Raw genomic sequence first — 24652 nt, forward strand, 5'->3', positions numbered from 1 at the left:
CTGCACCCGATCTACGCGCCGACGGCGGCCTACGGGCACTTCGGCCGCACCGACGTGGACCTGCCCTGGGAGCGCACCAACCGCGTCGACGCCCTCCGGGAAGCCGCCCGGACGTGACCGGCGACAAGCGAGCATGCCCGCAGCGGGCTCACGGCATGGTGAAGCCCTGCTGACGCCATGCCTCGTAGACGGCCACGGCCGCCGAGTTCGCCAGGTTCATCGAGCGTATGCCGGGCAGCATGGGAATGTGGACCTGCTGGGTGAGCTGCTCGGAACGCAGCACCTCGTCCGGAAGTCCGGTCGATTCGCGGCCGAACAGCAACACGTCGCCGGGCCGGTAGGCAATCGTTTCGTAGGAGTGTTGCGCCGATGCGGTGAACGCGATGACCCGCTGCGGCTCCAGAGATCGCCATGCCGCCTCGATATCGGGATGCACGTGCAGAACGGCCTTGTCGTGATAATCCAGACCGGCACGCCGCAACTGGGCGTCCTCGACCGAGAACCCCAGCGGCTCGATGAGGTGCAGGACGCAGCCGGCCCCGGCGACCATCCGGATCGCGTTGCCCGTATTGCCCGGGATTTCGGGGTGGTGGAAGACGACGTGGAACACCTGCGCCCCTTTCGCGTCGTCGGTCCCGCCACTTCCCGCGCGGGCGCCATCGTAACGAGTGCGCGGCAGGCCGTGTATCGAGCCCGGGCGGTGTGCGTTCAGCCGATGTGCGCAGCACCGGTTGCCGCCCTGTCGCCTCCCCTGCTTCTGGTACACAGGTGCGTATGACAGGTGCGGGTTCCCGGCGCGGGAAGGCGCAGGGGGCGCCCCGGAAGTCCGCGCAGCGCGAGAGCACGCGTGTCGCCGCCTCCGAACTGCCGGTCGCGCGTGTTGCCGTCGATGTGTCGCCCCCGCATCTGGACCGCCCTTTCGACTACCTCATCCCCGAACGCCTCGATGCCGAAGCCGTACCCGGTTGCCGTGTCCGGGTGCGCTTCAATCGCAGGCTGCTCGACGGTTTCCTGCTGGAACGCGTCGCCGAGTCCGATTTCGCGGGGCAGCTGTCCTGGTTGGAACGGGTCGTTTCTCCCGAGCCGGTGCTTTCCGAGGACCTGCTGCGCCTGGCTCGAGGAGTGGCCGGGCGCTACGGGGGGACGCTCGGCGATGTGCTGCGGCTGGCCGTGCCACCACGCCATGCGCGGGCGGAGGGTGAGGCTCCCTGGGCTCCCGCCGCCTCCCCGCAGCGCCCGGCCGTACAGCACTGGTCCCGTTACCAGCACGGCACGTCGTTCCTGGACGCGGTGTACGCGGGCATATCGGCCCGTGCGGTGTGGCAGGCGCTTCCGGGGGAGCAGTGGTCGGACCGGCTGGCCGAGGCGGCCGCCACGGCTGCCGCGGCAGGACGCTCGGCGGTGATCGTCGTGCCGGATCACCGCGATGTGCGCCGCCTGGAGAAAGCGTGCGCCCGCCTTGTGGGGCAGCACGGTGTGGTGGCACTGACCGCCGAATCGGGCCCCGCCGAGCGGTATCGCCGCTGGCTGGCGGTGCTGCGTGGCGCCGTGCGGGTCGTGGTCGGAACCCGCGCGGCCATGTTCGCGCCGGTGCGTGATCTGGGACTGGCCGTGGTGTGGGACGACGGGGACGAACTGCATGCCTATCCTCAGGCGCCGTACCCGCATGCCCGGGACGTGCTGACCCACCGGGCGCATGCCGCCGGGGCGGCCCTGCTGGTCGGTGGGTTCGCTCGGACGGCCGAAGCGGCACTGCTGATCGAATCGGGGTGGGCCCGTGAGGTCGTGGCGCACCGGCAGGAGGTGCGCGCGGCGGCGGCTCGCGTGACCGCGATCGGCGAGGACGATACACAGCTGGCAAGGGATCCCGCTGCGCGGGCGGCACGTCTGCCGTCGGTGGCGTTCGAGGCCGCCCGTGCCGCGCTGCGTGCGAACACACCCGTGCTCGTCCAGGTTCCGCGGCGCGGCTACATGCCCGCGCTGGCGTGTGCACGGTGCCGTGAACGTGCGCGATGCCGCCGGTGCGCGGGGCCGCTCGCGTTGCCGGGAGGGACCGAGGAGGGAGTTCCGAAACCGGCCGCGTGCCGCTGGTGCGGGGCGACGGAGGCGGCATTCCGGTGCCCCTCGTGCGGGGACCGGCGATTGCGGGCGGTGGTGATCGGAGCCGGGCGCACCGCCGAGGAGCTGGGGCGCGCCTTCCCCGGCGTGACCGTACGCACCTCGGGCGGTGGGGAAGTGCTCGAATCGGTTCCCTCCGGGGCTGCTCTGGTCGTGTCCACTCCCGGGGCCGAACCGGTTGTCGAGGGCGGTTACGGAGCCGCACTCCTGCTGGACGGTCGTGCTCTGCTGGCCAGGCCGGAGCTGCGCGCCTCCGAGCAGGCCTTGCGCCTGTGGTTCGCCGCGGCGGCGATGGTGCGCCCCGCCCGCGACGGGGGACGCGTCGTGGTGATGGCCGATTCCGCACTGCAACCCGTGCAGGCACTGGTGCGGTGGGACCCGTCCTGGTTCGCGTCGCTGGAATTGGCCGAGCGGGAGGAACTGGGTTTCCCGCCGACGAGACGGGTCGCCTCGGTGGATGGCTCTCCGGAGGCCGTGGCGGACATGCTGGATTCCGTGGCGCTCCCCGACAGCGGTGAGATCCTGGGGCCGGTGCCGCTGGGAGAGGTCGACGACAGCGGCAACTCCGACCGCGAGCGTGCCCTCCTGCGGGTCGCGCGCCAGGACGGCCGGGCGCTGGCCGACTGCCTGTACTCCGCCCAGGCCGTACGTGCTGCCCGGAAGGGCGCCGAGCCGGTACGTGTTCAACTCGATCCGCTGGAACTGCTCTGATCGGTGGGACACGACCGGCTCGGCGCTCTCTCAGTACGGGTGTGCCCGCGTTGCGAGAGGTTCGGCGATGCTCCCGTCGCTGCCGTCGGGAAACGAGATGCGTTCGGGGTCACCGTCCGATGTGTACCGCCGCTGTGGGTTCGCGGCGAGCTTGTCGAGCCAGGCCGTCGACCCGAACCGTGCTCCCTTGCCGGAGTCGCCCTGCGAGCGGATACGCGGGATATTGAGCGGGTCGAACTCCTGCGAGAACGGTGACGGCGCCGGTCCGGCTCCCACCAGCAGCACCGCCTCGTGCCGGTACCGCGTCCCCTCGAAGGAACCGGACCGGGCGAGTTCCTCGTTGTCGGGAGCGACCCCCAGCGGCAGCGCCATGGTGCGGACCCGGGCGTCGGGAACCGCGGAGGTGATCTCCTGCTGCATGGTGGCGATCTGGCGCTGCACTTCTCGTGCCGAGACCTGGCCGAGGTTGGGGTGCTGCCGGGTGTGGTTGCCGATCTCGAAGCCGTGCTCGTGCAACCAGCGGAGAGTGCGCTGGTTGTCCTGCTTTCCGAACACCGGTTCGGTGACGTAGAACGAAGCCACCGGTCGAAAGTCCGGATGGTCGGCGGCCACGTCGAGCAGGATGCGCACCGCGGTGCCTTGTGCCGGTTCGCCGTTGGCGTCGAGGGAGAACTGCGAGACCGAAGAGTCGTCGAATGTCAGCACCACGGGATGGCTCCCTGCCGGGATGTCCATGTTGCCGGTGGCGTATTCGGCTGTCGTGACGGGAACGTAATCCTCACGAGCGAGCCGCTCCAACTCCGCGCGGAATTCCTGCGGAGTCCGGTCGTAGACGCTGGAGGGGTTCGGGGTGATCCGGTGATACATCAACACCGGCACCTGCCCCAGTTCGTTCGCCGCGACGGAGGCGGGGGGAGGTGGTGGTGAGGTGGTGGCCGATGAGGTCGTGGGCTGTGGCGGGTCCTGCGTCGCAGCCGGTTCGACCTCACGTGGAGCACCGCAGCCGGTGACCAGAGTCAACCCGGTGACCGCGATGAGCGCGGTGAGCCCGGACATGGTGCTTCGCCCGGATGGAGGAGAACGGAAGAGCCGTCCACGATTTTCACTGATCGAGAGCATAGGTACCACACTGTAGGGAATGGAAAGTCGGTCTTGATTACTCCAAGTCGGTCTTGCTGTCGCCGATGATCACCTGCCGGTGTGAGTGACTGATACCGTCCTCGGAGGATGCCGATACCTGCCAGGACGCTTTCGGCGGCACCGGCGGTATCCAGGGTGGCAGCCTGGGATATTTTCGGCCACTGTGGTCGGTAACCGAGGAGGCGCACGATGGTCGATTCGACACAGGAGGAAAATGCACCCGCATCCGGCACGGAAAAGCGACCATCGTCGTGGTTGAGCAAAAGCCTGCTCGCCGCTGCCGCTCTCGTGCTCGTGGTGGGAGGTGTCTGGCTGCTGCACCTGTCGTCCGGCTGGGGTGTGAAAATCGCCGGAATCGGTGAGCATCCTGTCACTCCCTCAGCGGTGTCCGACGGGGCCATCCAGGTACGCGGAGAATCGGTGAACCATCTGCGAGCCTACGTGGACGGTCGCCCCGTGTCCGTGCACGTCGGTCAGGGCCACGCCGAGATCCGCCCGGAGGACCTTGCCGACGGGCGTCACGAGCTGCGGATCTCCGTACCGTCGGTGATCCCGCTGCTGGGCGATCGCAGTTTCACCGAGCAGTTCACCGTGGACGGCACAGCGCCACAGCTGGCCACCGAAAAATCCCTGAGCAGCGAGTCGTTCGATGCTCCCGTGACGGTCTCCGGTACCGCGGAGGGAGCGGCACGCGTCACCGTCGCGGGTAATCCCGTGCCACTGGACAAGTCCGGGAAGTTCACCACCTCGATGCAGCAACCGCCTGCCACGATCCCGGTCGTGGCCAGCGATCGAGCCGGTAACCGCACCGCTGTCGACGTCACCGTCAATGTCACTCACCCCGGCATGCGTGCCGTGCACATGACCGGCCACGCGTGGACGAGCGATCAGCTGCGCGAGCCGGTCCTGCAGATGGCCCGTGAGGGCAAGATCGACACGGTCGAACTGGACATCAAGGACGAGAGCGGCGAGATCCCCTACGACTCGCAGGTTCCACTGGCCAACAAGATCGGCGCGGACAAGGGCTATTACGACGCCCGCAAGGTCATCGACAAGTTGCACAGCATGGGTGTGCGCGTGGTGGGCCGTCTGGTCGCCTTCAAGGACCCGATCCTCGCCGAGGCCTCGTGGCAATCCGGGCACCGCGAGCGGGTCGTGCAGACCGCAGGCGGCGGCGCCTACAACGGTGGATACGGGAACTTCTCCTTCACCAATTTCGCCAATCCCGCGGTACGCCAGTACAACATCGATATTGCCGCCGAGGCCGCTGCCCTGGGATTCGACGATATTCTCTACGACTACGTGCGGCGCCCGGACGGCAACATCGACAGCATGCGGTTCGCCGGCCTGGAAAGTGCCCCCGGGGAAAGTATCGCCTCGTTTCTCCAGCAGACCCGCGAGCGGATTCGCGAGCACGACACCTTCCTCGGTGCCTGCGTGTTCGGCATCACCGTGACCCGCCCCGAATCGGTCGGGCAGAACATCCCCATGATGGCCGAGCACCTCGACTACGTCGCACCGATGATCTACCCCTCGCACTGGGGGCCCGGTGAGTACGGTGTCGCCAACCCGAACCGGGAGCCGTACAAGATCGTGCACCGTTCCCTGCAGGACTGGCGCGAGGCGGTGCGCGGCACCAACACCCAGGTCTTCCCGTGGCTGCAGGACTTCAGCCTCGGTGTGGCCTACGGCCCCGAGGAAGTCAAGGCCCAGATCACGGCCAGCCGGGACAACGGGATCGACTCGTTCCTGCTGTGGTCGCCGGCCTGCCGCTACACCACGGCAGCGCTGTCCGCGCGGCCGTGACCTTTCCGTAGCTGTACGGAAGACGTGCGCCGTTTCCGTCCGGGCGAGGCCGGACGGAAACGGCGCGGATCGTCGGCACCGGGTGGTCACGGCCGCGCCATGGCGCAGCGGCGGCCACGCCGCGATGGCGATGTCCCGCAGAATTGTTTTGCCGATTTTCCCGGAATTCCGTCCTCCGGGAAGCGCGATACGGCCACGCAAGTAACGTTTTGACAAATAGCCCTTGCGTGGTGTGCATCACCCAATAAACTCCCGTGCCAACCGAAATCGAACGCGATCGAGTGTGGAACGGGAGGCGCTTGAATGGCGAGATTCCTGTTTCGCCGGTTGTTGAACTACGCGATTCTGGTCATTGTGGCCTCGAGTGTCGCTTACCTGCTCGCCGCGGTGAGTCTCGATCCGCGATCGAATTTCGCGCAACGAAATCCGCCTCCGCCGCCGGAGGTCGTGAATGCGACGCTGTCCGAGCTGAACATGAACGACCAGGACCCGTTGCTCGCCCGTTACGGGACCTGGGTGGGGGTGTTCTGCAGGGAGACTTCGGCAAGACGATCGACGGCGGTTCCGTCAATGCCGAGATGGGCCGGCGAATCGGGGTCAGTCTGCGGCTGCTGCTCATCGGGACCGTTCTCGGTACGGGACTCGGAGTGCTGCTCGGCGCGTGGAGCGCGGTCAAACAGTATCGATTGTCCGATCGGGCGATCACTCTGCTGTCATTTCTGTTGCTTGCCGTTCCCGTCTTCCTGACCGCGGTGATGCTCAAGTACGCCGCAGTCAATGTCAACGACATGCTGGGATTTCGGGTGTTCGAGTACACCGGCGAGTACACCCCGGCTTCGGATACGGGATTCTGGGGAAATCTCGGCGATCGGCTCAGTCATCTCGTGCTGCCCACGCTCACGCTCATCCTCGTCGAGGTCGCCCGGTACAGTCGCTATCAACGCAGCACCCTGCTGGACGTGCTCGGCAGTGACTACCTGCGTACGGCACGAGCGAAGGGATTGCCGCGCTCCAAAGCGATCCTCAAGCACGGGTTGCGCACCTCCATGATTCCCGTCGCGACGTTCTTCGCCTACAACTTCGGATTGCTGCTGACCGGTTCGATTTTCGTGGAGAAGATCTTCGCCTGGCACGGCATGGGCGAATGGTTCATCGACTCGGTGCACCGCCAGGACGTCAACGCGGTTGCCGCGGTGAGCCTGTTCGCCGGCGTCATGGTGCTCGTCGCCGGACTGCTGGCCGATGTGATTCTCGCGTTGCTCGACCCCAGGGTCCGAGTCGGTTAAGGAGCGTCCAACCATGGTGGAACCCGGCAGGACGGTGAGTGCTCTCGAAGCCGACGAGGTGGCCGACGGCGACGTCGAAGAGCCGGAGCCGGCAGGAATTCCCCGGCGCAGGCTCGTATTTCGCCGCTTCCTGCGCAACAGGATGGCGCTGGTGGGGCTGGTGGTGATCGTGCTGCTTTTCGCGATCGCCTACCTCGGGCATTACCTGACTCCCTGGGACTACAACGAGCAGGATTTCACCTCGTTTCTCGAACCCCCTTCGGCGGAGCACTGGTTCGGCACCACCCGCACGGGGGGCGACGTGTTCGCCCTGACGATGCGAGGGCTGCAGAAATCACTGGTCATCGGTTTGCTGGTAGGACTGATAGCCACCGGATTCGCCACCGTCATCGGCACGTTCGCCGCCTACTACGGCGGAGCAGTGGACCGCGTCCTGATGTGGGGCGTCGACCTGCTGCTGGTACTTCCGGCGTTCCTGGTCATCGCGGTTCTCTCGCCGACTTTCCAGGGAACGACGTGGTTGATGTTCGTGGCGCTGCTGGCGCTGTTCAGCTGGATGGTTCCCGCCCGGGCGATCCGTGCGATGACCTTCTCGGTCAAGGAGCAACCGTACGTGCAGGCGGCCCGCTTCATGGGGGTGTCCGGGCCGCGCATCGTGTTCCGGCACATCATTCCCAACATCTCCTCGTTCATCATCATCGACGCGACGCTGCAGGTGGGCTTCGCGGTGATCGCCGAAGCCGGGCTGTCCTACTTCGGTTTCGGGGTGCAGCCACCGGACGTATCCCTGGGCACGCTGATCTCCGACGGCGCGCGTTCGGCGATCTCCTATCCCTGGTTGTTCCTGTTCGCCGGTGGTGCGCTCGTGCTGTTCGTGCTGGCCGTGAACTTCGTCGGAGACGGCTTGCGGGACGCCTTGGATCCGGACGCGGAGGGCGGTTCCCGATGAGCACGCCGCGCGGAGAAATTCCGAAGACCGGGAGTGGGAGAGGTGGCCACATGACCGTGACCAGCCGGGTCGGTGCCGCCGAGTGCGGTGGCACGGACACGCCGGTCCTCGAAGTTCGTGATCTCGACGTCGCCTTTCCCAGTGAGAGCGGGCGAGTGCACGCCGTGCGCGGGGTGAGTTTCGATCTGGAGGCCGGCGAGGTTCTCGGCATCGTGGGGGAGTCCGGGTCGGGCAAATCCGTGTCGTCGCTGGCATTGATGGGCTTGCTGCCCGAGGAGGCACAGGTCGGTGGTTCGGCCCGGCTGCGGGGACAGGAACTGCTCGGCAAGCGCGATTCCGAACTCTCCCGGCTGCGCGGCAGGAAAGTCTCGATGATCTTCCAGGATCCGCTCAGCGCGCTCACACCGGTGTACACCATCGGCGAGCAGCTCGTGGAGGCCATCCGCACACACCGCGACACATCCGGACGCGATGCCATGACCCGCGCCGTGGAGCTGCTGCGCATGGTGGGGGTGCCCAATGCCGAGGAACGGGTGAACTCCTTCCCGCACGAGTTCTCGGGTGGCATGCGCCAACGTGTCGTGATCGCCATGGCCATCGCCAACGAGCCCGACGTGATCATCGCCGACGAGCCCACCACCGCGCTGGACGTGACGATCCAGGCGCAGGTGCTGGAGGTGCTCAGGAGGGTTCAGCGCGCCACCGGCGCGGCACTGATCATGATCACGCACGATCTCGGTGTGATCGCCGGTCTGGCCGATCGGGTCATGGTGATGTACGCGGGCAGGCCTGTCGAGGTCGCCGATGTCGACGACCTCTACCGCCGTCCCCGGATGCCCTACACGCTGGGGCTGCTGGGAGCGGTACCACGCGCCGACGACCGCGAACGCCTGCCCCTGACCCCGGTGGACGGCAACCCCCCGTCGATGGTGGACCTGCCGCCGGGATGCCCGTTCGCGCCGCGGTGCCCGATGGCCGTGGCGACCTGCCGCCGGACCGAGCCCGAACTGCTGGCCGTGGATTCCGCTCGGCACCGTGCCGCCTGCCACCGCAGCGACGTGCTCGCCGAGCGGGATCTCGCTCCCGGCGACATCTTCCCGCGTCCGCAGACCACCGGAGCGGGTGTCGGGCCGGACAGGCGTGAGCAGCGCCCGGCCGTGCTCGAAGTGAGCGAGCTGGCCAAACACTTTCCCGTGCTCAAAGGCACGGTCATCAAGCGGCCGGTCGGCACGGTCTACGCCGTCGACGGCGTCGGCTTCGACATCCGCGAGGGCGAGGCACTGGCGCTGGTGGGTGAATCCGGCTGCGGCAAGACGACCACGCTGATGCAGGTGCTGGAGCTGGCCGCGCCACAGCAGGGCGCGATCAGCGTGCTGGGCTCGTCGACCGCCGAACTCGGGCGCCGCGACCGCAAGCGGCTGCGGCAGCGGATGCAGGTGGTGTTCCAGGACCCCATGTCCTCACTGGACCCGCGCATGCCGGTCGGTGAGATCGTCGGCGAGCCACTGCGCACCCACGGCAGCGACGCCGCGGCCACCGCGAAGCGGGTGCGGGAGCTGCTCGAACTCGTGGGCCTGCGCGCATCGCACGCCGACCGCTACCCGCGGCAGTTCTCCGGCGGGCAGCGCCAACGGATCGGCATCGCGCGGGCGCTCGCCCTGGATCCGCAACTGCTCATTCTGGACGAACCGGTCTCCGCGCTGGACGTGTCGATTCAGGCCGGCGTGATCAATCTGCTCGAGGAATTGCGGGCGAACCTGAATCTGTCCTACCTGTTCGTGGCGCACGACCTGTCGGTGGTTCACCACATCTGTGACCGGATCGCGGTGATGTACCTGGGCAAGCTCGCCGAGATCGGCAGTGTCGACGCCGTGTTCAACACGCCGGCGCATCCCTACACCCAGGCGTTGCTGTCCGCCGTCCCGCTGCCGGACCCGGCACGGGAACGCACGCGGGAGCGGATCCTGCTCGACGGCGATCTCCCGAGCCCTGCCGATCCTCCGTCCGGATGCCGGTTCAGAACTCGCTGTCCGAAGTTCGCGGTCCTCGACGCAGACAGCAAGCAGCGCTGCATCGACGAGGAGCCGCCGATGTACGACCGAGGCACCGACCACGGGGCCGCGTGCCACTACGCCGAATCGCTGGAGGTCCTGTGATGTGCCGATGACGACCGGAACCAGGGATATCGAACAACGGCGCCCGGCGTGCCCGGAGCACTCCCGTGGACACCACCGGCGCCGAATCCGCAGGAGGAAAGATGCATCGAAGGCGACGCGGTCTCGTGCTCATCGCACCGGCCATCGCGCTGGTCATGGCCCTCGGTGCCTGCAGCAGTGCAGGCGGTAACGGCCAGGGCGGCGACACCGCCGAGGCGCCGGGGGTACAGGCTGTCACGATCAACAAAACACCGCGCTCGGAGATCAAGGACGGGGGCACGCTGCGGTGGCCGATCGAGCAGTTCTCCACCCAGTGGAACTACAACCACCTCAACGGGCCCGAGGTGTCGACCGCGGACGTGATGTACGCGATGATGCCCAGCCCGTATCGGGTCACCGCCGAGGGCGTTCCCGAGTTGAACCCGAACTACGTCACCGACGTGCGCGTGCGCAGGGATCCGCAGCAGGTGGTGACCTACGTGCTGAACCCGAAAGCCGAGTGGTACGACGGCACTCCGATCACCTGGAAGACCTACCGCGCGCAGTGGCAGGCGCTCAACGGTGAGAACAAGGCCTACCAGGTGGCCTCGACAACCGGCTACGACCAGATCGCCAGTGTCGAGAAGGGCGAGGACAAGTTCCACGTCGTGGTCACGTTCGAAAAGCCCTACGCCGACTTCGAGTCCCTGTTCAGTCCCCTGTATCCGGTCACGACGAACAGCGACCCACAGGTGTTCAACGAGGGATGGCTGAGTGAGATCAGAACCACGGCGGGCCCGTTCAAGCTGAGCAAGATCGACAAGGCGGCCAAGACCATCACCCTCGTGCGCAACGAGAAGTGGTGGGGGCCGAGGGCGAAGCTCGACAAGATCGTCTTCGTCAACATGAGCCCCGATGCCATGCAGGGTGCGTTCGCCAACGGGGCGATCGACTTCTTCGACGTCGGAGCCGACTCGGGCGCCTACAAGCGCGCGAAGCAGGTTCCGAACACCGACATCAGGGTCGCGGGAGCGCCCAACTTCCGGCACTTCACGCTCAACGGACGCAGTCCCGTGCTCTCCGACGTGAAAGTCCGCAGGGCGGTGGCGCTGAGCATCAATCGCAAGGCGCTGGTGCAGTCCGACCTCAAGGGATTGCCCTGGCCGGACAAGGTGCTCAACAACCACCTGTACCTGCCCAACCAGAAGGGGTATCGGGACAACACCGGCCGGATCGGCAAGTACGACCCGAAGCAGGCCAGGAAGCTGCTCGACGAGGCCGGCTGGACCGGGCAGAACGGGATACGCACCAAGGACGGCAAGAAACTCGAGCTGACATTCCTCATCCCCACCGGCGTCTCCACGAGTGAGAACGAGGCGAAACTGACCCAGACGATGCTCAAGGAGATCGGCATCAAGGTCGACATCAAGGCGGTGCCGACCAACACGTTCTTCGACAAGTACGTCAGCCCGGGCAACTTCGACATCGTCCCGTTCTCCTGGATCGGAACGGCGTTCCCCTCGAGCAGCTCCTCCATCTACGCCAAGCCCACTCAGGGCGAGAACGGTCTGAAGATCCAGCAGAACTTCGCCCGGATCGGCTCGGAGGAGATCGACAGGCTGTTCAACAAGGCGGGACAAACCCTGAATCCGGAGAAGTCCCGTAAGCTCTACAACAGGATCGACAAACTGATCTGGGACGAGGTGCACTCCCTGTCGTTGTACCAGCGCCCCGAGATCATCGCGTGCAACGCGGACCTGGCCAACTTCGGCGCGTTCGGCTTCTTCAGCGGGAGCACGAGCGGTGGTACTCCGATCTACGAGAACGTCGGCTTCGTCAAGTAACCGTTCGGGCGGGGCGGCCGTTTCCGTCGGTATGGCCGCCCCGTCGGTGATGAGCCCGCGGGCGGGAGCGCCCGGATGGTTCCGACTAGACTGACCTCCGTACCGTGCACCCGGCGTTACCTCGCCCCAGCACTGTCGACACTCCAGGGGGTTCGCGTGACCGTCCGGCCGTTCCCGGTTTTCCGAAGGGCGCACTGAGATGCGCGTCGTCTTCGCCGGTACGCCCGCACCGGCCGTGCCCGCGTTGCGGGCGCTGCTCGACTCCCCGCGCCACGACGTCGTCGCCGTGGTGACGCGTCCCGACGCACCGGCCGGGCGTGGTCGCACACTGACGCGTTCCCCGGTCGGCGCGCTGGCCGACGAGCACGGGCTCGAGGTGCTCACACCCGCACGCGCCTCGGATCCGGACTTCCTGGCGAGGCTGGCCGAGCTCGCACCGGACTGTTGCCCCGTGGTGGCCTACGGCGCGCTGCTGCCGGAGAAGGCCCTCGCCGTCCCGCGGCACGGGTGGATCAACCTGCACTTCTCCTTGCTGCCCGCGTGGCGGGGAGCCGCGCCGGTGCAGGCCGCGATTCGCCACGGTGACGAGATCACGGGGGCGACGACGTTTCGGATCGTTCCCGAGCTCGACGCAGGCCCGGCGTTCGGGGTGGTCACCGAGGAGGTCCGCGCCGACGACACCGCGGGGGCGCTGCTCGAACGATTGTCGGTGTCCGGGGCGGAGTTGCTGGTGAAGACCCTGGACGGGATCGAGGACGGCACCCTGCACGCCGAGGAGCAGCCGACCGAGAACGTCAGCTACGCGCCCAAGGTCACTGCCGAGGACGCGAAAGTGGATTTCGCGGCACCCGCGCAGGCCGTGGACCGGATGATCCGCTCGGTCACCCCGGACCCGGGTGCGTGGGCGTGGCTCGGGCAGGAGCGCTTCAAGCTCGGCCCGGTTTCGGTCGTGGACACAGAAGACCTGCAGCCGGGGGAACTCCTCCTGCAACGGCGGCGCGTACTCGTGGGTACCGCCACCACGGCGGTCGAGCTGGGCGAGGTGCAGGCACGCGGCAAGAAACGCATGGCCGCCACCGACTGGGCGCGCGGAGCCCACATCGAGCAAGGACTGAAACTGCAGTGAACCGGAACCGTCCCGGGCGGTCGTCCCGTCCGAAGCAGTCCCGCCCGCCACAGCGACGGCGAGGGCCGAGCCGACCTCCGGCCGACGACCCCGCCCGCCTCGCGGCGCTGGAGGCGCTGCGGGCGGTGCGCGAACGCGACGCCTATGCGAATCTCGCCCTGCCCGCGATGCTGAGCCGCCGGCGAGTCAGCGGCCGCGATGCGGCGCTGGCCACGGAGCTCACCTACGGTGCCTGCCGTGCGCAGGGGCTGCTCGATGCGATCATCACGGAGTGCAGCGCGCGCGATCTGTCCGATGTGGATCCACTGCTGCTCGATGCGTTGCGCTTGGGGACGTATCAACTGCTGCGGACGAGGATTCCCGCGCACGCGGCCGTCGCGGCCACCGTGGACCTGGTCCGTGGCCAGGTCGGCTCCAAACTGGCGGGATTCGCCAATGCCGTACTCCGCAGGGTCGGCGAGCACGACGAGCAGCACTGGATCGAGCGGATCGCTCCGGACCGGGACACCGACCCGGTCGGGCATCTGGCGCTGCGCTACGCGCACCCGCGCTGGATCGCGCAGTCCTTCTCCGATGCCCTGGCCACGACAGGGGAGGAGCTCGAGGCGGCGCTGGCCGCCGACGATGCGCGCCCGGCCGTGCACCTGGCCGCGCGTCCCGGTGAGATCAGCGCGGACGAACTGGCCGCGATCACCGGTGGGGACCCGGCGCCGTACTCCCCGTACGGGGTGCATCTGGATCCGGGCTCGGGCGATCCCGGAGAACTGGAACCGGTCCAGGAGGGCTTTGCCGCCGTCCAGGACGAGGGCAGTCAGCTCACCGCGCTGGCCATGGCCGGAGCGGAGCTCGACGGGACCGACACCCGGTGGCTGGATCTGTGCGCGGGGCCGGGCGGAAAGGCGAAACTTCTGGGGTCCTTGATCACGCTCGACGGTGGCACGCTCGATGCCGTCGAGCAGGCCGAACACCGCGCCGAACTGGTCGAGAAAAGCACCGAGGGGCTCTCGGTGAACGTCCACGTCGCCGATGGTCGCTCTCCCGGCCTGACCGGCGGGTTCGACCGGGTTCTGGTGGACGCGCCCTGTACGGGGCTCGGCGCGTTGCGCCGCAGGCCGGAAGCGCGCTGGCGGCGGGATCCGGCGGATGTGCCCGGGCTTGCTCGCTTGCAGCGGGAACTCCTGCTGTCGGCGATCGAACTGACTCGTCCGGGCGGGGTCGTGGCTTACGTGGTCTGCTCGCCGCACCTGCCGGAAACCGAGGGAGTCGTGGCCGATGTGGTGCGGCGCACCGGTGTGGGCACCCTCGATGCGCGGCAGCACTTTCCCGGCGTGCCGGCTCTCGGCCCGGGTCCGCACGTGCAGTTGTGGCCGCACCGCCATGGCACCGATGCCATGTTCTGCGCGCTGCTGCGGGTGTGAGCAAGAGGCAGCGACGACGCCCCGGACGGCGGCATCCGGGCAATGACAGCCGACAGCGAGGGCCCGACGGCCCACGGCGAGGAGTGGAACGATGAACACCTCACACGCGGACGCACAGGATTACCGCAGCTGGCTGGCGGTTGCGGTCGCCGAGGCGCGGGCCGGTGCGGCCGAGGGCGGGGTACCGATCGGCGCGGCCCTGGTGGGCGGCGACGGCGAGATTCTCGGGAGGGGGCGCAACCGCCGGGTACAGGACGGGGACCCTGCAGCGCACGGGGAGACCTGCGCTTTCCGCGACGCCGGTCGGCAGCCTTCCTACGCGGCGACGACGATGGTGACCACGCTGTCACCGTGCTGGTTCTGCAGTGGCCTGGTGCGCCAGTTCGGCATCGGCCGGTTGGTCGTCGGTGAGGTCCGGAACTTCCACGGTGCGCACGAGTGGCTGGCCGAGCACGGTGTCGAGGTGATCGTGCTCGACGATGCGGAGTGCGTGCGCATGATGTCCGAGTTCATCGCCGAGAAGCCACGGCTGTGGCACGAGGACATCGGCGAGTAGTACGCCACCGGGCCGAGCGCGTGCGATGTGGTGAAACGCGCAATGTGGTGAGAACGGCATCCGCAGCGCTTCCCGGGAGGCCGCGGTGACGAGTAAGTTCCACGGTTTGATTCCGCCAAACGAGTGAAACGGATACGGATGTCTTCCACACCGGTCGAGGTGCGGCGCAGTTCGCAACAACGATTCGTCGCCCGCAACGAGCGCGGGGGTGAGGTGCCCATCGGGCCGGACGGGGCTCCCGAGGCATTCACTCCGGGTGAGCTGCTGCTGGCCGCGATCGCCGGTTGCTCCGGGCTGACCGGGGAACAGCTGCTGATCCGGCGGGTCGGGGAGACGGCCCCGTTGAGCGTGCACGCCGATCGCAGCAAGGATCCGCAGGACCCGCACAAGTTCTCCTCGATCCAGGTGTCCTTCGACGTCGATCTCTCCGGTGTCGACGATGCCGAACGCGGGAAGCTGGTCGCCGCCGTGGAAAGCGCCGTCGATCGGCTGTGCACGGTCAGCCGCAGCGTCGAGGAAGGCACTCCGATCACCGTGTCGCTTCCTCGCTGACACGCCCGCGCGTTCGGACCACGGGCGTGGGCCCGAGTGACTTTCTCGCATCACCGGTGGCTTTCCGGGATCGATCTCTCGACCGACCGCACGGCCGTGGGAGGCGATCTCGGCCGAGGACTACACTTCGCGTGTGTCGAACCAGCCGATGATCGCGCCGTCCTTGCTCTCCGCCGACTTCGCCCGGCTCGCCGACGAGATGGCCGCCGTGAGCGGTCAGCCCGGCCAGGGTGCCGACTGGCTCCATGTCGACGTGATGGACGCGCATTTCGTGCCGAACCTGACACTGGGGTTGCCGGTGGTGCAGTCGTTGCTGAACAGCACCGACGTTCCGCTGGACTGCCACCTGATGATCGAGAACCCGGACCGCTGGGCGATCGGTTACGCCGAAGCGGGGGCCCACAACGTCACGGTGCACGCCGAGGCGGCCGACGATCCGGTGGCCATCGCGCGCGACCTGCGCGCCGCAGGCGCCAAGGCGGGGTTGTCGATCAAACCGGACACCCCGCTGGAGCCCTACACCGACATACTCAAGCACTACGACACGTTGCTGGTGATGTCGGTCGAACCGGGCTTCGGCGGGCAGAAGTTCATCGCGGAAGTGCTCGACAAGACCCGCCGAGCGCGCCGGATGGTCGACACCGGCCATCTCAACCTGGTGGTGGAAATCGACGGTGGTATCAACACGGACACCATCGAGCAGGCGGCCGAGGCCGGTGTCGACTGCTTCGTGGCGGGCTCGGCGGTCTACGGTGCCGACGACCCGGTCCGTGCCGTCGAGGGGTTGCGGGGCCAGGCGGCCGGCGCGTACGCGCACGTGCGGCAGTGAGGGCGTGATCGGTGTGAGCGGCGATTCCGGGGCCGGTCGGCTCCCGGCCACGATCGAGGACCCGCTCGACGCGGTGATGCGGAGCGCGGTAGCCGCCAGCGAGGAAGTACGGGGAACGACGAGCCCGAATCCACCGGTGGGCTGTGTGATCCTCGACACCGAGGGCCAGGTTGCCGGGACCGGCGCCACCCAGCCTCCGGGAGGCCCTCATGCCGAAGTGGTCGCCCTCCGAGCCGCCGGTACCCGTGCCGCCGGCGGAACGGCGGTGGTGACGCTGGAGCCGTGCGTGCACACCGGTCGGACGGGCGCGTGTACGGACGCGCTGCGGCAGGCCGGGGTGGCGCGGGTGGTCTACGCGGTGGCGGATCCGAGTCCTCGGGCAGGTGGTGGTGCTGCTGTGCTGCGTGAGGCGGGCCTCGAGGTTCGCGGCGGCATGCTGGCCGAGGAAGTGGCTCGGGGACCGCTGCGTGCCTGGCTGCATGCCGTGCACACCGGCCGTCCGCATGTCACCTGGAAATACGCGGCCACCCTGGATGGGCGGTCGGCTGCGGCCGATGGCACCAGTCAGTGGATCAGCTCGGAACTCTCGAGAGCAGAAGCTCACCGACTTCGGGAGCGGATGGACGCGATCATCGTGGGGACGGGCACGGTCGTGACCGACAACCCGCATCTGACCGCCCGTGGCGCCGACGGTGAGCTGACCCTGCGCCGGCCACTGCGCGTGGTGGTGGGTGATCGGAACATCCCCGCCGATTCCCGGGTGCTGGATCCGGTGGCCGAGACCCTGCTGCTGCCGGGCGACTCTCCCGAGTCGGTTCTCGCCGCGCTGGGTGACCGTGGAGTGGTGGACGTGCTTCTCGAAGGAGGGCCGAGCCTGGCCGGTGCGTTCCTCGCCGCCGGGTGCATCGATCGGGTACTGGCCTACATCGCACCGAGCCTGCTCGGCTCGGGTCCTGCCGCGCTCGGTGATGCGGGCGTGGCGAGTATCTCGCAGGCATGGCGCTTGCGGATCGAAGAGACCACCATGAGTGGTGCGGACGTGCGTATCAGCGCGGTTCCGGCGGATTAGGAGGGCGTCACGTGTTCACCGGGATCGTCGAGGAACTCGGCACGATCACCGCGATCGAATCACTGGCCGACGGTGCTCGGCTCACGGTGTCCGGACCGGTGGTGACCGCGGACGCCAAGCCCGGTGACTCGCTGTCCGTCAACGGCGTGTGCCTGACGGTGGTCGAGATCTCGGACGGCCGGTTCACCGCGGATGTGGTCGGCGAGACGCTGCAGCGCTCCACTCTCGGCGGCCTGCGCGAAGGCGATCGCGTGAATCTCGAGCGGGCGATGGCTCTGGGGGATCGTCTCGGTGGCCACATCGTGCAGGGGCACGTGGACGGCACCGCGACGGTGCTCAGCGTCGACTCCGATGGTCTGACCCGCTTCGAGCTGCCCGAACGGCTGTCGCGCTACCTGGTGGAGAAGGGGTCGATCACCGTCGACGGCGTTTCCCTGACCGTGGTGGATGCCGCAGCCACGGAGTTCGGTGTCGCCGTCATCCCCACCACCGCGGAACTCACCACGCTGGGCCTGCGGCACCCCGGAGATCCGGTCAACCTCGAGGTCGATGCGCTGGCGAAGTACCTCGAGAAACTGGCCGAACCACAGTTGACCTCTCTCGCTCGTGGTCACACACCGCAGCGAGAGGACAATGGAGGTGCCACGGGACGGCAGTGACAGGCTGCCGGACGAGGGACATTCGGACACGGGATACGGGACGGCAAGGGTACGAACAAGGTGAGCACGGAGAAATTCGACGACATCGAGCGTGCGTTGGCCGATATCGCGGCCGGACGGCCGGTGATCGTCGTCGACGACGAGGACCGCGAGAACGAGGGCGATCTGATCTTCGCCGCGGAGAAGGCGACACCGGAGCTGGTGGCGTTCATGGTGCGCTACACCTCGGGCTACATCTGCGTCGCGCTCACCGGTGAGGACTGCGACCGGCTCGACCTGCCGCCGATGTATCACGTGAACCAGGACTTGCGTGGGACCGCCTACACCGTGACGGTGGACGCCGCCACCGGCGTCACCACCGGGATCTCGGCCGCCGACCGGGCCCGCACGATCAAGACCCTGGCCGATGCCGACACCGAGGCGAAAGACCTCAACCGGCCGGGCCATGTCGTCCCGCTTCGTGCTCGCGACGGTGGTGTACTCCGCAGGCCGGGGCACACGGAGGCCTCTGTGGATCTCGCCCGTCTCGCCGGCCTGAGGTCGGCGGGGGCGCTGTGCGAGATCGTCAGCGAAAAGAGCGAAGGCGAGATGGCTCTTCGCGACGAGCTGGAGGTCTTCGCAGGCGAGCACGACCTCGCGCTGATCACGATCGCGGATCTGATCGCCTACCGCCGCCGGTTCGAGCGGCAGGTGGCGCGGGTCGCCGAGGCGCGCATCCCGACCGAGCACGGCACTTTCCGCACGGTCGGCTACGACAGCCTGCTCGACGGGATCGAGCATCTGGCGCTGATCTACGGCGACATCGGCGACGGCGAGGACATCCTCGTGCGCGTGCATTCGGAATGCCTGACCGGAGATGTACTCGGCTCGCTGCGCTGCGACTGCGGCCCGCAGCTCGACGCGGCGATGGCCAAGGTCGCCGAAGCCGGGCGTGGTGTCGTGCTCTACATGCGCGGGCACGAGGGGCGCGGTATCGGCCTGATGCACAAGCTGCAGGCCTACCAGCTGCAGGACAGCGGTGCCGATACCGTCGATGCCAACCTCGAACTGGGAATGGCCGTCGACGGCCGTGACTACGGGCAGGGCGCGCAGATCCTCTACGATCTCGGCATCCGGTCGATGCGGCTGCTGACGAACAATCCCGCCAAGCGGATCGGCCTGGAGGGCTACGGCCTGCGTATCGTCGGCCGTGAACCATTGCCGATCCGTCCGAACGAGGAGAATCTCCGCTATCTGCGTACCAAGCGGGACCGGATGGGCCACGAGCTGGACCATCTCGGCGACGGCGAGGACTCCTCGATCGGCGGTGACTCGGAGGTGACGGCATGAGCAGGCAGGGCCGCCCGGAAGCCGCGGTTCCGCAGGTCGGGGACCTGCGGTTGGGCATCGCCGCGATTCGCTGGCACGCGAGCATCAGCGACCGGCTTCTCGAGCGTGCCCTGACGGCCGCGGGGGAGGCCGGTATCGACGAGCCCACCGTGGTGCGGGTGCCGGGCTCGGTCGAGCTGCCGGTGGTCTGCCAGCAGCTTGCCCACCAGAACGACGCCGTGGTCGCGCTGGGTGTGGTGATTCGCGGAGGAACGCCGCACTTCGAGTACGTGTGCGAGTCGGTGACCTCCGGCCTGACGCGGGTGGCACTGGACGAGTCCACGGCGGTGGGCAACGGTGTGCTGACCTGTGACAGCGAGCAGCAGGCCATGGACCGTGCCGGGTTCTCCGAATCCGTGGAGGACAAGGGATTCGAAGCCACCGTCGCTGCTCTGGAGACCGCACGGGTGCTGCAGGAGCTGCGCGGTGGGTGGAGTCGCGAGGGAGGGTTCCTGTGAGTGCGCCTGCCGACGGTGCGGGCACGACCGTGGTGGCCCGACCGCGCAAGGTCCGCCGCCTGGTGATTCCCGTGGCGGCGCTGGTGCTGATCGTGTGCACGGTCGCCGGGATCTTTCTGCAGAACTCCACGACCGGCGTGTTTTTCACCGTGTCCGACCAGGTGGCGATGGTGGGAATCGGGGCGGTGCTGGCAGGCATCATCCTGCTGCCGATGCGGCCGCGGATGCGCGCGGACGAGAGCGGGATCGAAGTCCGCAACACCATCAACACGCATCACTACACCTGGCCGGAAGTCGAGGGGGTGAGTTTCCCCGACGGTGCGGGGTGGGCACGGGTGGACCTGCCCGACGACGAGTACGAACCGATCCTGGCGATCCAGGCGTTCGACGGTGAGCACGCGGTTCGGGCGATGCGGGAACTGCGCGAACTCCGTCGCCACATCGGCCACATCGAGTGAAGGGCGCCCGAGCCGGCGCCGGTACGAGGAGAGCGATCGTGAGCGTGACCCAGGAGCGGAATCTGCGGCTGGTCCGGGACGAACCGCGCGAGCCCGCGGTGCGGCTCGGTGACATCGCGCTGCGCAATCGGCTCGTGACCTCCTCCAGCCTGCTCGGCTACGGGGTGGCCAACAAGCCGCTGTTTCGCTGGGGCATGAGCCCCATCTCCACCTTCGTTCCGCTGGAACGCTTCGGCGCGGTCACGACCCGGACCCTGACCCTGCAGCCCCGCGAGGGGCATTTCGTCCTGCGTGACGACTGGAACCTCAACGAGCTGCCCGGACTGCTGCGTCGCTACGGCCGGGTGCTTCAGCAGGTCGACGGGGGCTGGCTCAACGCCTTCGGCTGGTGCAACGTCGGTATCGACGCCTACCTGCGCGACTACTACCCCCGAACCCGGGAGCAGAACAGGATCATCTCGGTGGGCGGTTTCTCCGCCGAGGAATTCGTGACCCTGGTCGACAGGATCAACGCGGCCGTGCCGACCGGCGAGATCGCCGCCGTCGAGTTCAACGTCTCCTGCCACAACGTCAACTTCGACTTCAACGGCATCATCGAGGAGGTACTGGCCGAGGCGGTGCCGCGCAGCAACCACCCGGTCATCCTCAAGCTCTCCCCGGACTACGACTACCTCGCCCACGCTCGACTGGCCGCCGCGCACGGGGTCTCGGCGCTCACCGCGATCAACACCGTCAAGGGTCTGCGGCTGGATCCGGACACCGGGCAACCACTGCTGAGCAACGGTTTCGGCGGGCTGTCGGGCCGTGCGATCAAGCCGGTCGGTCTGCGGGTGATCTCCGAGCTGCGCGACGCCGGGGTGACGCTGCCGATCATCGCCACCGGCGGTATCCGCAGCTTCGACGACTGTCGCGAGTACTTCTGGGCCGGTGCCGATGCGGTCAGCCTCGGCAGCGCGAGCTGGTTCGCCAGCTACCCCGGCTACGCGCTGTCCCCGCTGCATGCCGCGCGGATCCGTCGCCTGCTCAAGCGCATCGAGCACTACGAACCGCCCCGGCGCTGAGCGCCGCCCCACCAACGCGCCCGGGCGTGTCGCGCGCACGTAGGGTGGGGGCGTGGCCGACCCGTCCACCTACCGACCAGCTCCCGGGACGATCCCGGACGCCCCCGGCGTCTACCGCTTCCACGACGCCGAGGGGCGCGTCATCTACGTCGGCAAGGCGAAAAGCCTGCGCAGCAGGCTCGCCTCCTACTTCGCCGATCTCTCCGGCCTGCATCCGCGCACCCGGCAGATGGTGACCACCGCGACCGGGGTGCGGTGGACCGTGGTCAACACCGAGGTCGAGGCACTGCAACTCGAATACTCCTGGATCAAGGAGTTCGATCCGCGGTTCAACGTCCGCTACCGCGACGACAAGTCCTATCCGGTGCTGGCCGTGACGCTGCACGAGCAGTACCCGCGCCTGCACGTCTACCGGGGCCCGCGCAAGAAGGGCGTGCGCTACTTCGGCCCGTACGCCCACGCCTGGGCCATCCGCGAAACCCTGGACATGCTGCTGCGCGTCTTCCCGGCCCGCACGTGCTCCGACGGGGTGTTCAAGCGCCACGCGCAGATCGGGCGGCCGTGCCTGCTCGGCTACATCGACAAGTGCTCGGCGCCCTGCGTCGGTCGCGTCGACGCCGATCAGCACCGCGCCATCGTCGACGACTTCTGCGACTTCCTGGCCGGGCGCACGGACGCGATGATGCGCAGGCTCGACAAGGAGATGCAGCAGGCCTCCGAGGAGCTGCAGTTCGAGCGGGCCGCGCGGCTGCGCGACGACCTGGAGGCGCTGCGCCGGGCGATGGAGAAGCAGGCCGTCGTGCTCGGCGACGGCACCGACGCCGACGTGGCCGCCTTCGCCGAGGACGAGCTGGCCGCCGCGGTGCAGGTGTTCCACGTCCGCGGCGGGCGCGTGCGCGGGCAGCGCGGGTGGGTGATCGACAAGGTCGAACAGACCTCGACCACGGAACTGACCGAGCAGTTCCTCACCCAGTTCTACGGTGAGCAGGCTTCCCTGGCCGAGCAGGCCGACGCCGGAGGGGGCAGCCCCGTGCCGCGCGAGGTGCTGGTGCCGCAGCTGCCCGAGGATCCCGACGCGGTCGGGCAATGGCTCAGCGGCCTCCGGGGCAGCCGGGTCACCCTGCGCGTGCCGCAGCGCGGCGACAAGCGCACCCTGCTGGAAACCGTGGAGCGCAACGCGAAGGAAGCCTTCGCCCAGTACAAGCTGCGCCGGGCCGGGGACATCACGGCCAGGTCGGCGGCCCTGCAGGAACTGCAGGAGGCCCTGGCCCTCGACAGCGCGCCGCTGCGGATCGAATGCGTCGACGTCAGCCACATCCAGGGCAGCGACGTCGTCGCCTCGCTGGTGGTGTTCGAGGACGGCGTTGCCCGCAAGTCCGAGTACCGACGTTTCTCGATCCGCCAGGGCGCCGAAGGCGGCGACGTCGGCTCGATCGCCGAGGTCGTCCGGCGCCGCTTCGCCCGCTACCTCAAAGAGGCCGAGACCGGGGCCGAGGGGGGAGCCGGCTCCGAGGCCGGCGCTTTCGCATCCGAAGCCACCCCCCAGGGTGTGCAACCCGACGCCACCGCCGCCCTCGCGGCCGAGGACGCTGCCGCGAACGGTGATCCGGCGGCGGGAGACGAGCCGGTGACCGACAACACCGAGCCGAATCCCGGTATCGACCCCGGGACGGGGCGCCCGCGCAAGTTCGCCTACCCGCCGAACCTGCTGGTCGTCGACGGCGGCGCACCGCAGGCCAACGCCGCCGCCGATGCGCTGGCGGAGCTGGGGATCACCGACGTGGCGGTGATCGGTCTGGCCAAGCGGCTGGAGGAGGTGTGGTTGCCCGCAGAACCCGACCCGGTGATCCTCGCTCGCACCAGTGAGGCGCTCTACCTGCTACAACGGGTCCGTGACGAGGCTCACCGCTTCGCGGTCACCTATCACAGGCAGAAACGGTCCACACGCATGACAAGCTCCGAACTGGATGCGATCCCGGGCCTGGGGCAGACGCGCAAGGCGGCGCTGCTGAAGCATTTCGGATCGGTGCGCAAGATTCGGCAGGCCGGCGTCGACGAGATCAGCGCGGTTCCCGGGTTCGGGCGGAAAACCGCCGAGACGGTCCGGGAGTCCCTGAACGGGGCTTCGAAGGACGGGGTCTCGACGGACGGGGCATCGGACCGGACCGAAGGGGAGGGGCATTGAACGAGGAGCAGTCGGGCATCGAAGTGGCGGTGGTCAGCGGTCTGTCGGGGGCGGGCCGGAGTACCGCTGCGAAGTGTCTGGAGGATCTCGGCTGGTTCGTCGTGGACAACCTGCCGCCGGAACTGATCTCGACGATGGTCGAACTCGGAGCCCGCTCCAGCGGTGCCATCACCAAGGTCGCCGTGGTGATGGACGTGCGCAGCAGGGCGTTCACCGAGGACCTCGGATCGGTCATCAAGGACCTGGACGCGCGCGGCTACAAACCCCGGGTGCTGTTCCTGGAGGCCACCGACGAGGTCCTCGTCCGGCGCTTCGAGCAGGTCCGCCGGGAACATCCACTGCAGGGCGGGGGCAGGCTGGCCGACGGGATCGCCGCCGAGCGGTCGCTGCTGTCGAAGCTGCGAGCCGAGGCGGACCTGGTCCTGGACACGACGGGACTGTCGGTGCACCAGCTGCGTGCCAAGATCGAGGATGCCTTCGGCACGGAGATGACCACCAACACGCGCGTGACCGTGCTGTCCTTCGGCTACAAGTACGGCCTGCCGATGGACTCCGATCTGGTGATGGACTGCCGGTTTCTGCCCAATCCCTTCTGGATCCCGGAACTGCGCGAGTTCAGCGGTCTCGACGACGAGGTGCGCAACTACGTGCTCGGTCAGGAAGGGGCCGAGGAGTTCCTGCGCGAGTACCAGAAGCTGTTGCGGCTGGTCGGTGCCGGCTATCACCGGGAGGGCAAGCGGTACCTGACGCTGGCCATGGGGTGTACGGGCGGCAAGCACCGCAGCGTGACACTGGCCGAGGAGCTGGCCAGACGCCTGGCCGACGAGGACGGGGTGCAGGTCAAGACCGTTCACCGGGACCTGGGGCGCGAGTGAGTGTCGAGCAGGACGGCCGCCCCGACACCACGGCGCGGACCGAACGCCC

20 protein-coding genes and 1 pseudogene are annotated in these 24652 nt (G+C 68.2%); 19 read left to right on the top strand and 2 right to left on the bottom strand.

The window, feature by feature from the left end; all coding sequences use genetic code 11:
- Positions 1-148: 148 nt before the first annotated feature.
- Positions 149-610, bottom strand: a complete 462-nt coding sequence (locus DFQ14_RS15805; RefSeq protein WP_114454076.1) for a tRNA (cytidine(34)-2'-O)-methyltransferase — start codon at positions 608-610, stop codon at positions 149-151.
- 164 nt (positions 611-774) lie between these two features.
- Here DFQ14_RS15805 and DFQ14_RS15810 point away from each other — a divergent pair, with 164 nt between their 5' ends.
- Positions 775-2829, top strand: a complete 2055-nt coding sequence (locus tag DFQ14_RS15810; RefSeq protein WP_114454077.1) for a primosomal protein N' — start codon at positions 775-777, stop codon at positions 2827-2829.
- Positions 2830-2859: 30 nt separating this feature from the next.
- Here the strand turns inward: DFQ14_RS15810 and DFQ14_RS15815 are convergent, their stop codons facing one another.
- Positions 2860-3885 (bottom strand): polysaccharide deacetylase family protein, encoded by a 1026-nt coding sequence (locus DFQ14_RS15815; protein WP_246195600.1) that lies wholly within the window; start codon positions 3883-3885, stop codon positions 2860-2862.
- 273 nt (positions 3886-4158) lie between these two features.
- Here DFQ14_RS15815 and DFQ14_RS15820 point away from each other — a divergent pair, with 273 nt between their 5' ends.
- From DFQ14_RS15820 to rapZ, 18 genes and pseudogenes are all read left to right on the top strand, one after another.
- Positions 4159-5775, top strand: a complete 1617-nt coding sequence (locus tag DFQ14_RS15820) for a putative glycoside hydrolase (protein WP_114454078.1) — start codon at positions 4159-4161, stop codon at positions 5773-5775.
- Positions 5776-6078: 303 nt separating this feature from the next.
- Positions 6079-7061: pseudogene (locus DFQ14_RS15825) on the top strand (ABC transporter permease).
- Between the two features lie 13 nt (positions 7062-7074).
- Positions 7075-8010: an ABC transporter permease gene (locus DFQ14_RS15830; RefSeq protein ID WP_114454079.1), complete on the top strand. Its 936-nt coding sequence runs from the start codon at positions 7075-7077 to the stop codon at positions 8008-8010.
- A gap of 50 nt (positions 8011-8060) precedes the next feature.
- Positions 8061-10166 (top strand): dipeptide ABC transporter ATP-binding protein, encoded by a 2106-nt coding sequence (locus DFQ14_RS15835; RefSeq protein WP_114454080.1) that lies wholly within the window; start codon positions 8061-8063, stop codon positions 10164-10166.
- Between the two features lie 101 nt (positions 10167-10267).
- Entirely contained in the window at positions 10268-11989 is a 1722-nt protein-coding gene (locus DFQ14_RS15840; protein ID WP_141921327.1) for an ABC transporter family substrate-binding protein, read from the top strand.
- 199 nt (positions 11990-12188) lie between these two features.
- Positions 12189-13115, top strand: a complete 927-nt coding sequence (fmt, locus tag DFQ14_RS15845; RefSeq protein ID WP_114454082.1) for a methionyl-tRNA formyltransferase — start codon at positions 12189-12191, stop codon at positions 13113-13115.
- A complete protein-coding gene (locus DFQ14_RS15850) occupies positions 13112-14533 on the top strand; it encodes an RsmB/NOP family class I SAM-dependent RNA methyltransferase (protein WP_114454083.1) in 1422 nt (473 codons plus the stop codon). Before fmt ends, DFQ14_RS15850 begins: the two co-directional genes overlap by 4 nt.
- Positions 14534-14624: 91 nt before the next feature.
- Positions 14625-15089, top strand: a complete 465-nt coding sequence (locus DFQ14_RS15855) for a nucleoside deaminase (RefSeq protein WP_114454084.1) — start codon at positions 14625-14627, stop codon at positions 15087-15089.
- Between the two features lie 138 nt (positions 15090-15227).
- A complete protein-coding gene (locus tag DFQ14_RS15860; protein WP_114454085.1) occupies positions 15228-15641 on the top strand; it encodes an OsmC family protein in 414 nt (137 codons plus the stop codon).
- A gap of 148 nt (positions 15642-15789) precedes the next feature.
- Positions 15790-16470 (top strand): ribulose-phosphate 3-epimerase, encoded by a 681-nt coding sequence (rpe, locus tag DFQ14_RS15865; RefSeq protein ID WP_114454207.1) that lies wholly within the window; start codon positions 15790-15792, stop codon positions 16468-16470.
- Between the two features lie 76 nt (positions 16471-16546).
- Positions 16547-17539, top strand: coding sequence for a bifunctional diaminohydroxyphosphoribosylaminopyrimidine deaminase/5-amino-6-(5-phosphoribosylamino)uracil reductase RibD (gene ribD, locus DFQ14_RS15870; protein WP_114454208.1), 993 nt, complete (start codon positions 16547-16549; stop codon positions 17537-17539).
- Positions 17540-17550: 11 nt separating this feature from the next.
- Complete coding sequence (locus DFQ14_RS15875; protein WP_114454086.1) at positions 17551-18198, top strand: riboflavin synthase; 648 nt, start codon at positions 17551-17553, stop codon at positions 18196-18198.
- A gap of 60 nt (positions 18199-18258) precedes the next feature.
- Positions 18259-19527 carry a bifunctional 3,4-dihydroxy-2-butanone-4-phosphate synthase/GTP cyclohydrolase II gene (locus DFQ14_RS15880; protein ID WP_179951595.1) on the top strand — a complete coding sequence of 423 codons (1269 nt, stop codon included), beginning with the start codon at positions 18259-18261 and terminating at the stop codon, positions 19525-19527.
- On the top strand, positions 19524-20024 hold the full coding sequence (ribH, locus tag DFQ14_RS15885; protein WP_114454088.1) for a 6,7-dimethyl-8-ribityllumazine synthase: 501 nt from the start codon (positions 19524-19526) through the stop codon (positions 20022-20024). The genes DFQ14_RS15880 and ribH overlap by 4 nt, the downstream gene beginning before the upstream one ends.
- Positions 20021-20482 carry a PH domain-containing protein gene (locus DFQ14_RS15890; RefSeq protein WP_114454089.1) on the top strand — a complete coding sequence of 154 codons (462 nt, stop codon included), beginning with the start codon at positions 20021-20023 and terminating at the stop codon, positions 20480-20482. The genes ribH and DFQ14_RS15890 overlap by 4 nt, the downstream gene beginning before the upstream one ends.
- A gap of 38 nt (positions 20483-20520) precedes the next feature.
- Positions 20521-21543, top strand: coding sequence for a beta/alpha barrel domain-containing protein (locus DFQ14_RS15895; RefSeq protein ID WP_246195601.1), 1023 nt, complete (start codon positions 20521-20523; stop codon positions 21541-21543).
- Positions 21544-21595: 52 nt separating this feature from the next.
- Positions 21596-23728 (top strand): excinuclease ABC subunit UvrC, encoded by a 2133-nt coding sequence (gene uvrC, locus DFQ14_RS15900; RefSeq protein ID WP_114454090.1) that lies wholly within the window; start codon positions 21596-21598, stop codon positions 23726-23728.
- On the top strand, positions 23725-24603 hold the full coding sequence (gene rapZ / locus DFQ14_RS15905) for an RNase adapter RapZ (protein WP_114454091.1): 879 nt from the start codon (positions 23725-23727) through the stop codon (positions 24601-24603). The genes uvrC and rapZ overlap by 4 nt, the downstream gene beginning before the upstream one ends.
- Positions 24604-24652: the final 49 nt, after the last annotated feature.

It is taken from the genome of Halopolyspora algeriensis (genome assembly GCF_003337235.1).
In the GTDB taxonomy this organism is placed as follows: domain Bacteria; phylum Actinomycetota; class Actinomycetes; order Mycobacteriales; family Pseudonocardiaceae; genus Haloactinomyces; species Haloactinomyces algeriensis.

What these genes read in the sequence shown, in the direction of transcription:
- DFQ14_RS15810 (WP_114454077.1), top strand. Translation starts at nt 775, where the DNA reads ATGACAGGTGCGGGTTCCCGGCGCGGGAAGGCGCAGGGGGCGCCCCGG.
- DFQ14_RS15815 (WP_246195600.1), bottom strand. Translation starts at nt 3,885, where the DNA reads ATGTCCGGGCTCACCGCGCTCATCGCGGTCACCGGGTTGACTCTGGTC.
- DFQ14_RS15820 (WP_114454078.1), top strand. Translation starts at nt 4,159, where the DNA reads ATGGTCGATTCGACACAGGAGGAAAATGCACCCGCATCCGGCACGGAA.
- DFQ14_RS15830 (WP_114454079.1), top strand. Translation starts at nt 7,075, where the DNA reads ATGGTGGAACCCGGCAGGACGGTGAGTGCTCTCGAAGCCGACGAGGTG.
- DFQ14_RS15835 (WP_114454080.1), top strand. Translation starts at nt 8,061, where the DNA reads ATGACCGTGACCAGCCGGGTCGGTGCCGCCGAGTGCGGTGGCACGGAC.
- DFQ14_RS15840 (WP_141921327.1), top strand. Translation starts at nt 10,268, where the DNA reads ATGCATCGAAGGCGACGCGGTCTCGTGCTCATCGCACCGGCCATCGCG.
- fmt (WP_114454082.1), top strand. Translation starts at nt 12,189, where the DNA reads ATGCGCGTCGTCTTCGCCGGTACGCCCGCACCGGCCGTGCCCGCGTTG.
- DFQ14_RS15855 (WP_114454084.1), top strand. Translation starts at nt 14,625, where the DNA reads ATGAACACCTCACACGCGGACGCACAGGATTACCGCAGCTGGCTGGCG.
- DFQ14_RS15860 (WP_114454085.1), top strand. Translation starts at nt 15,228, where the DNA reads ATGTCTTCCACACCGGTCGAGGTGCGGCGCAGTTCGCAACAACGATTC.
- rpe (WP_114454207.1), top strand. Translation starts at nt 15,790, where the DNA reads ATGATCGCGCCGTCCTTGCTCTCCGCCGACTTCGCCCGGCTCGCCGAC.
- ribD (WP_114454208.1), top strand. Translation starts at nt 16,547, where the DNA reads ATGCGGAGCGCGGTAGCCGCCAGCGAGGAAGTACGGGGAACGACGAGC.
- ribH (WP_114454088.1), top strand. Translation starts at nt 19,524, where the DNA reads ATGAGCAGGCAGGGCCGCCCGGAAGCCGCGGTTCCGCAGGTCGGGGAC.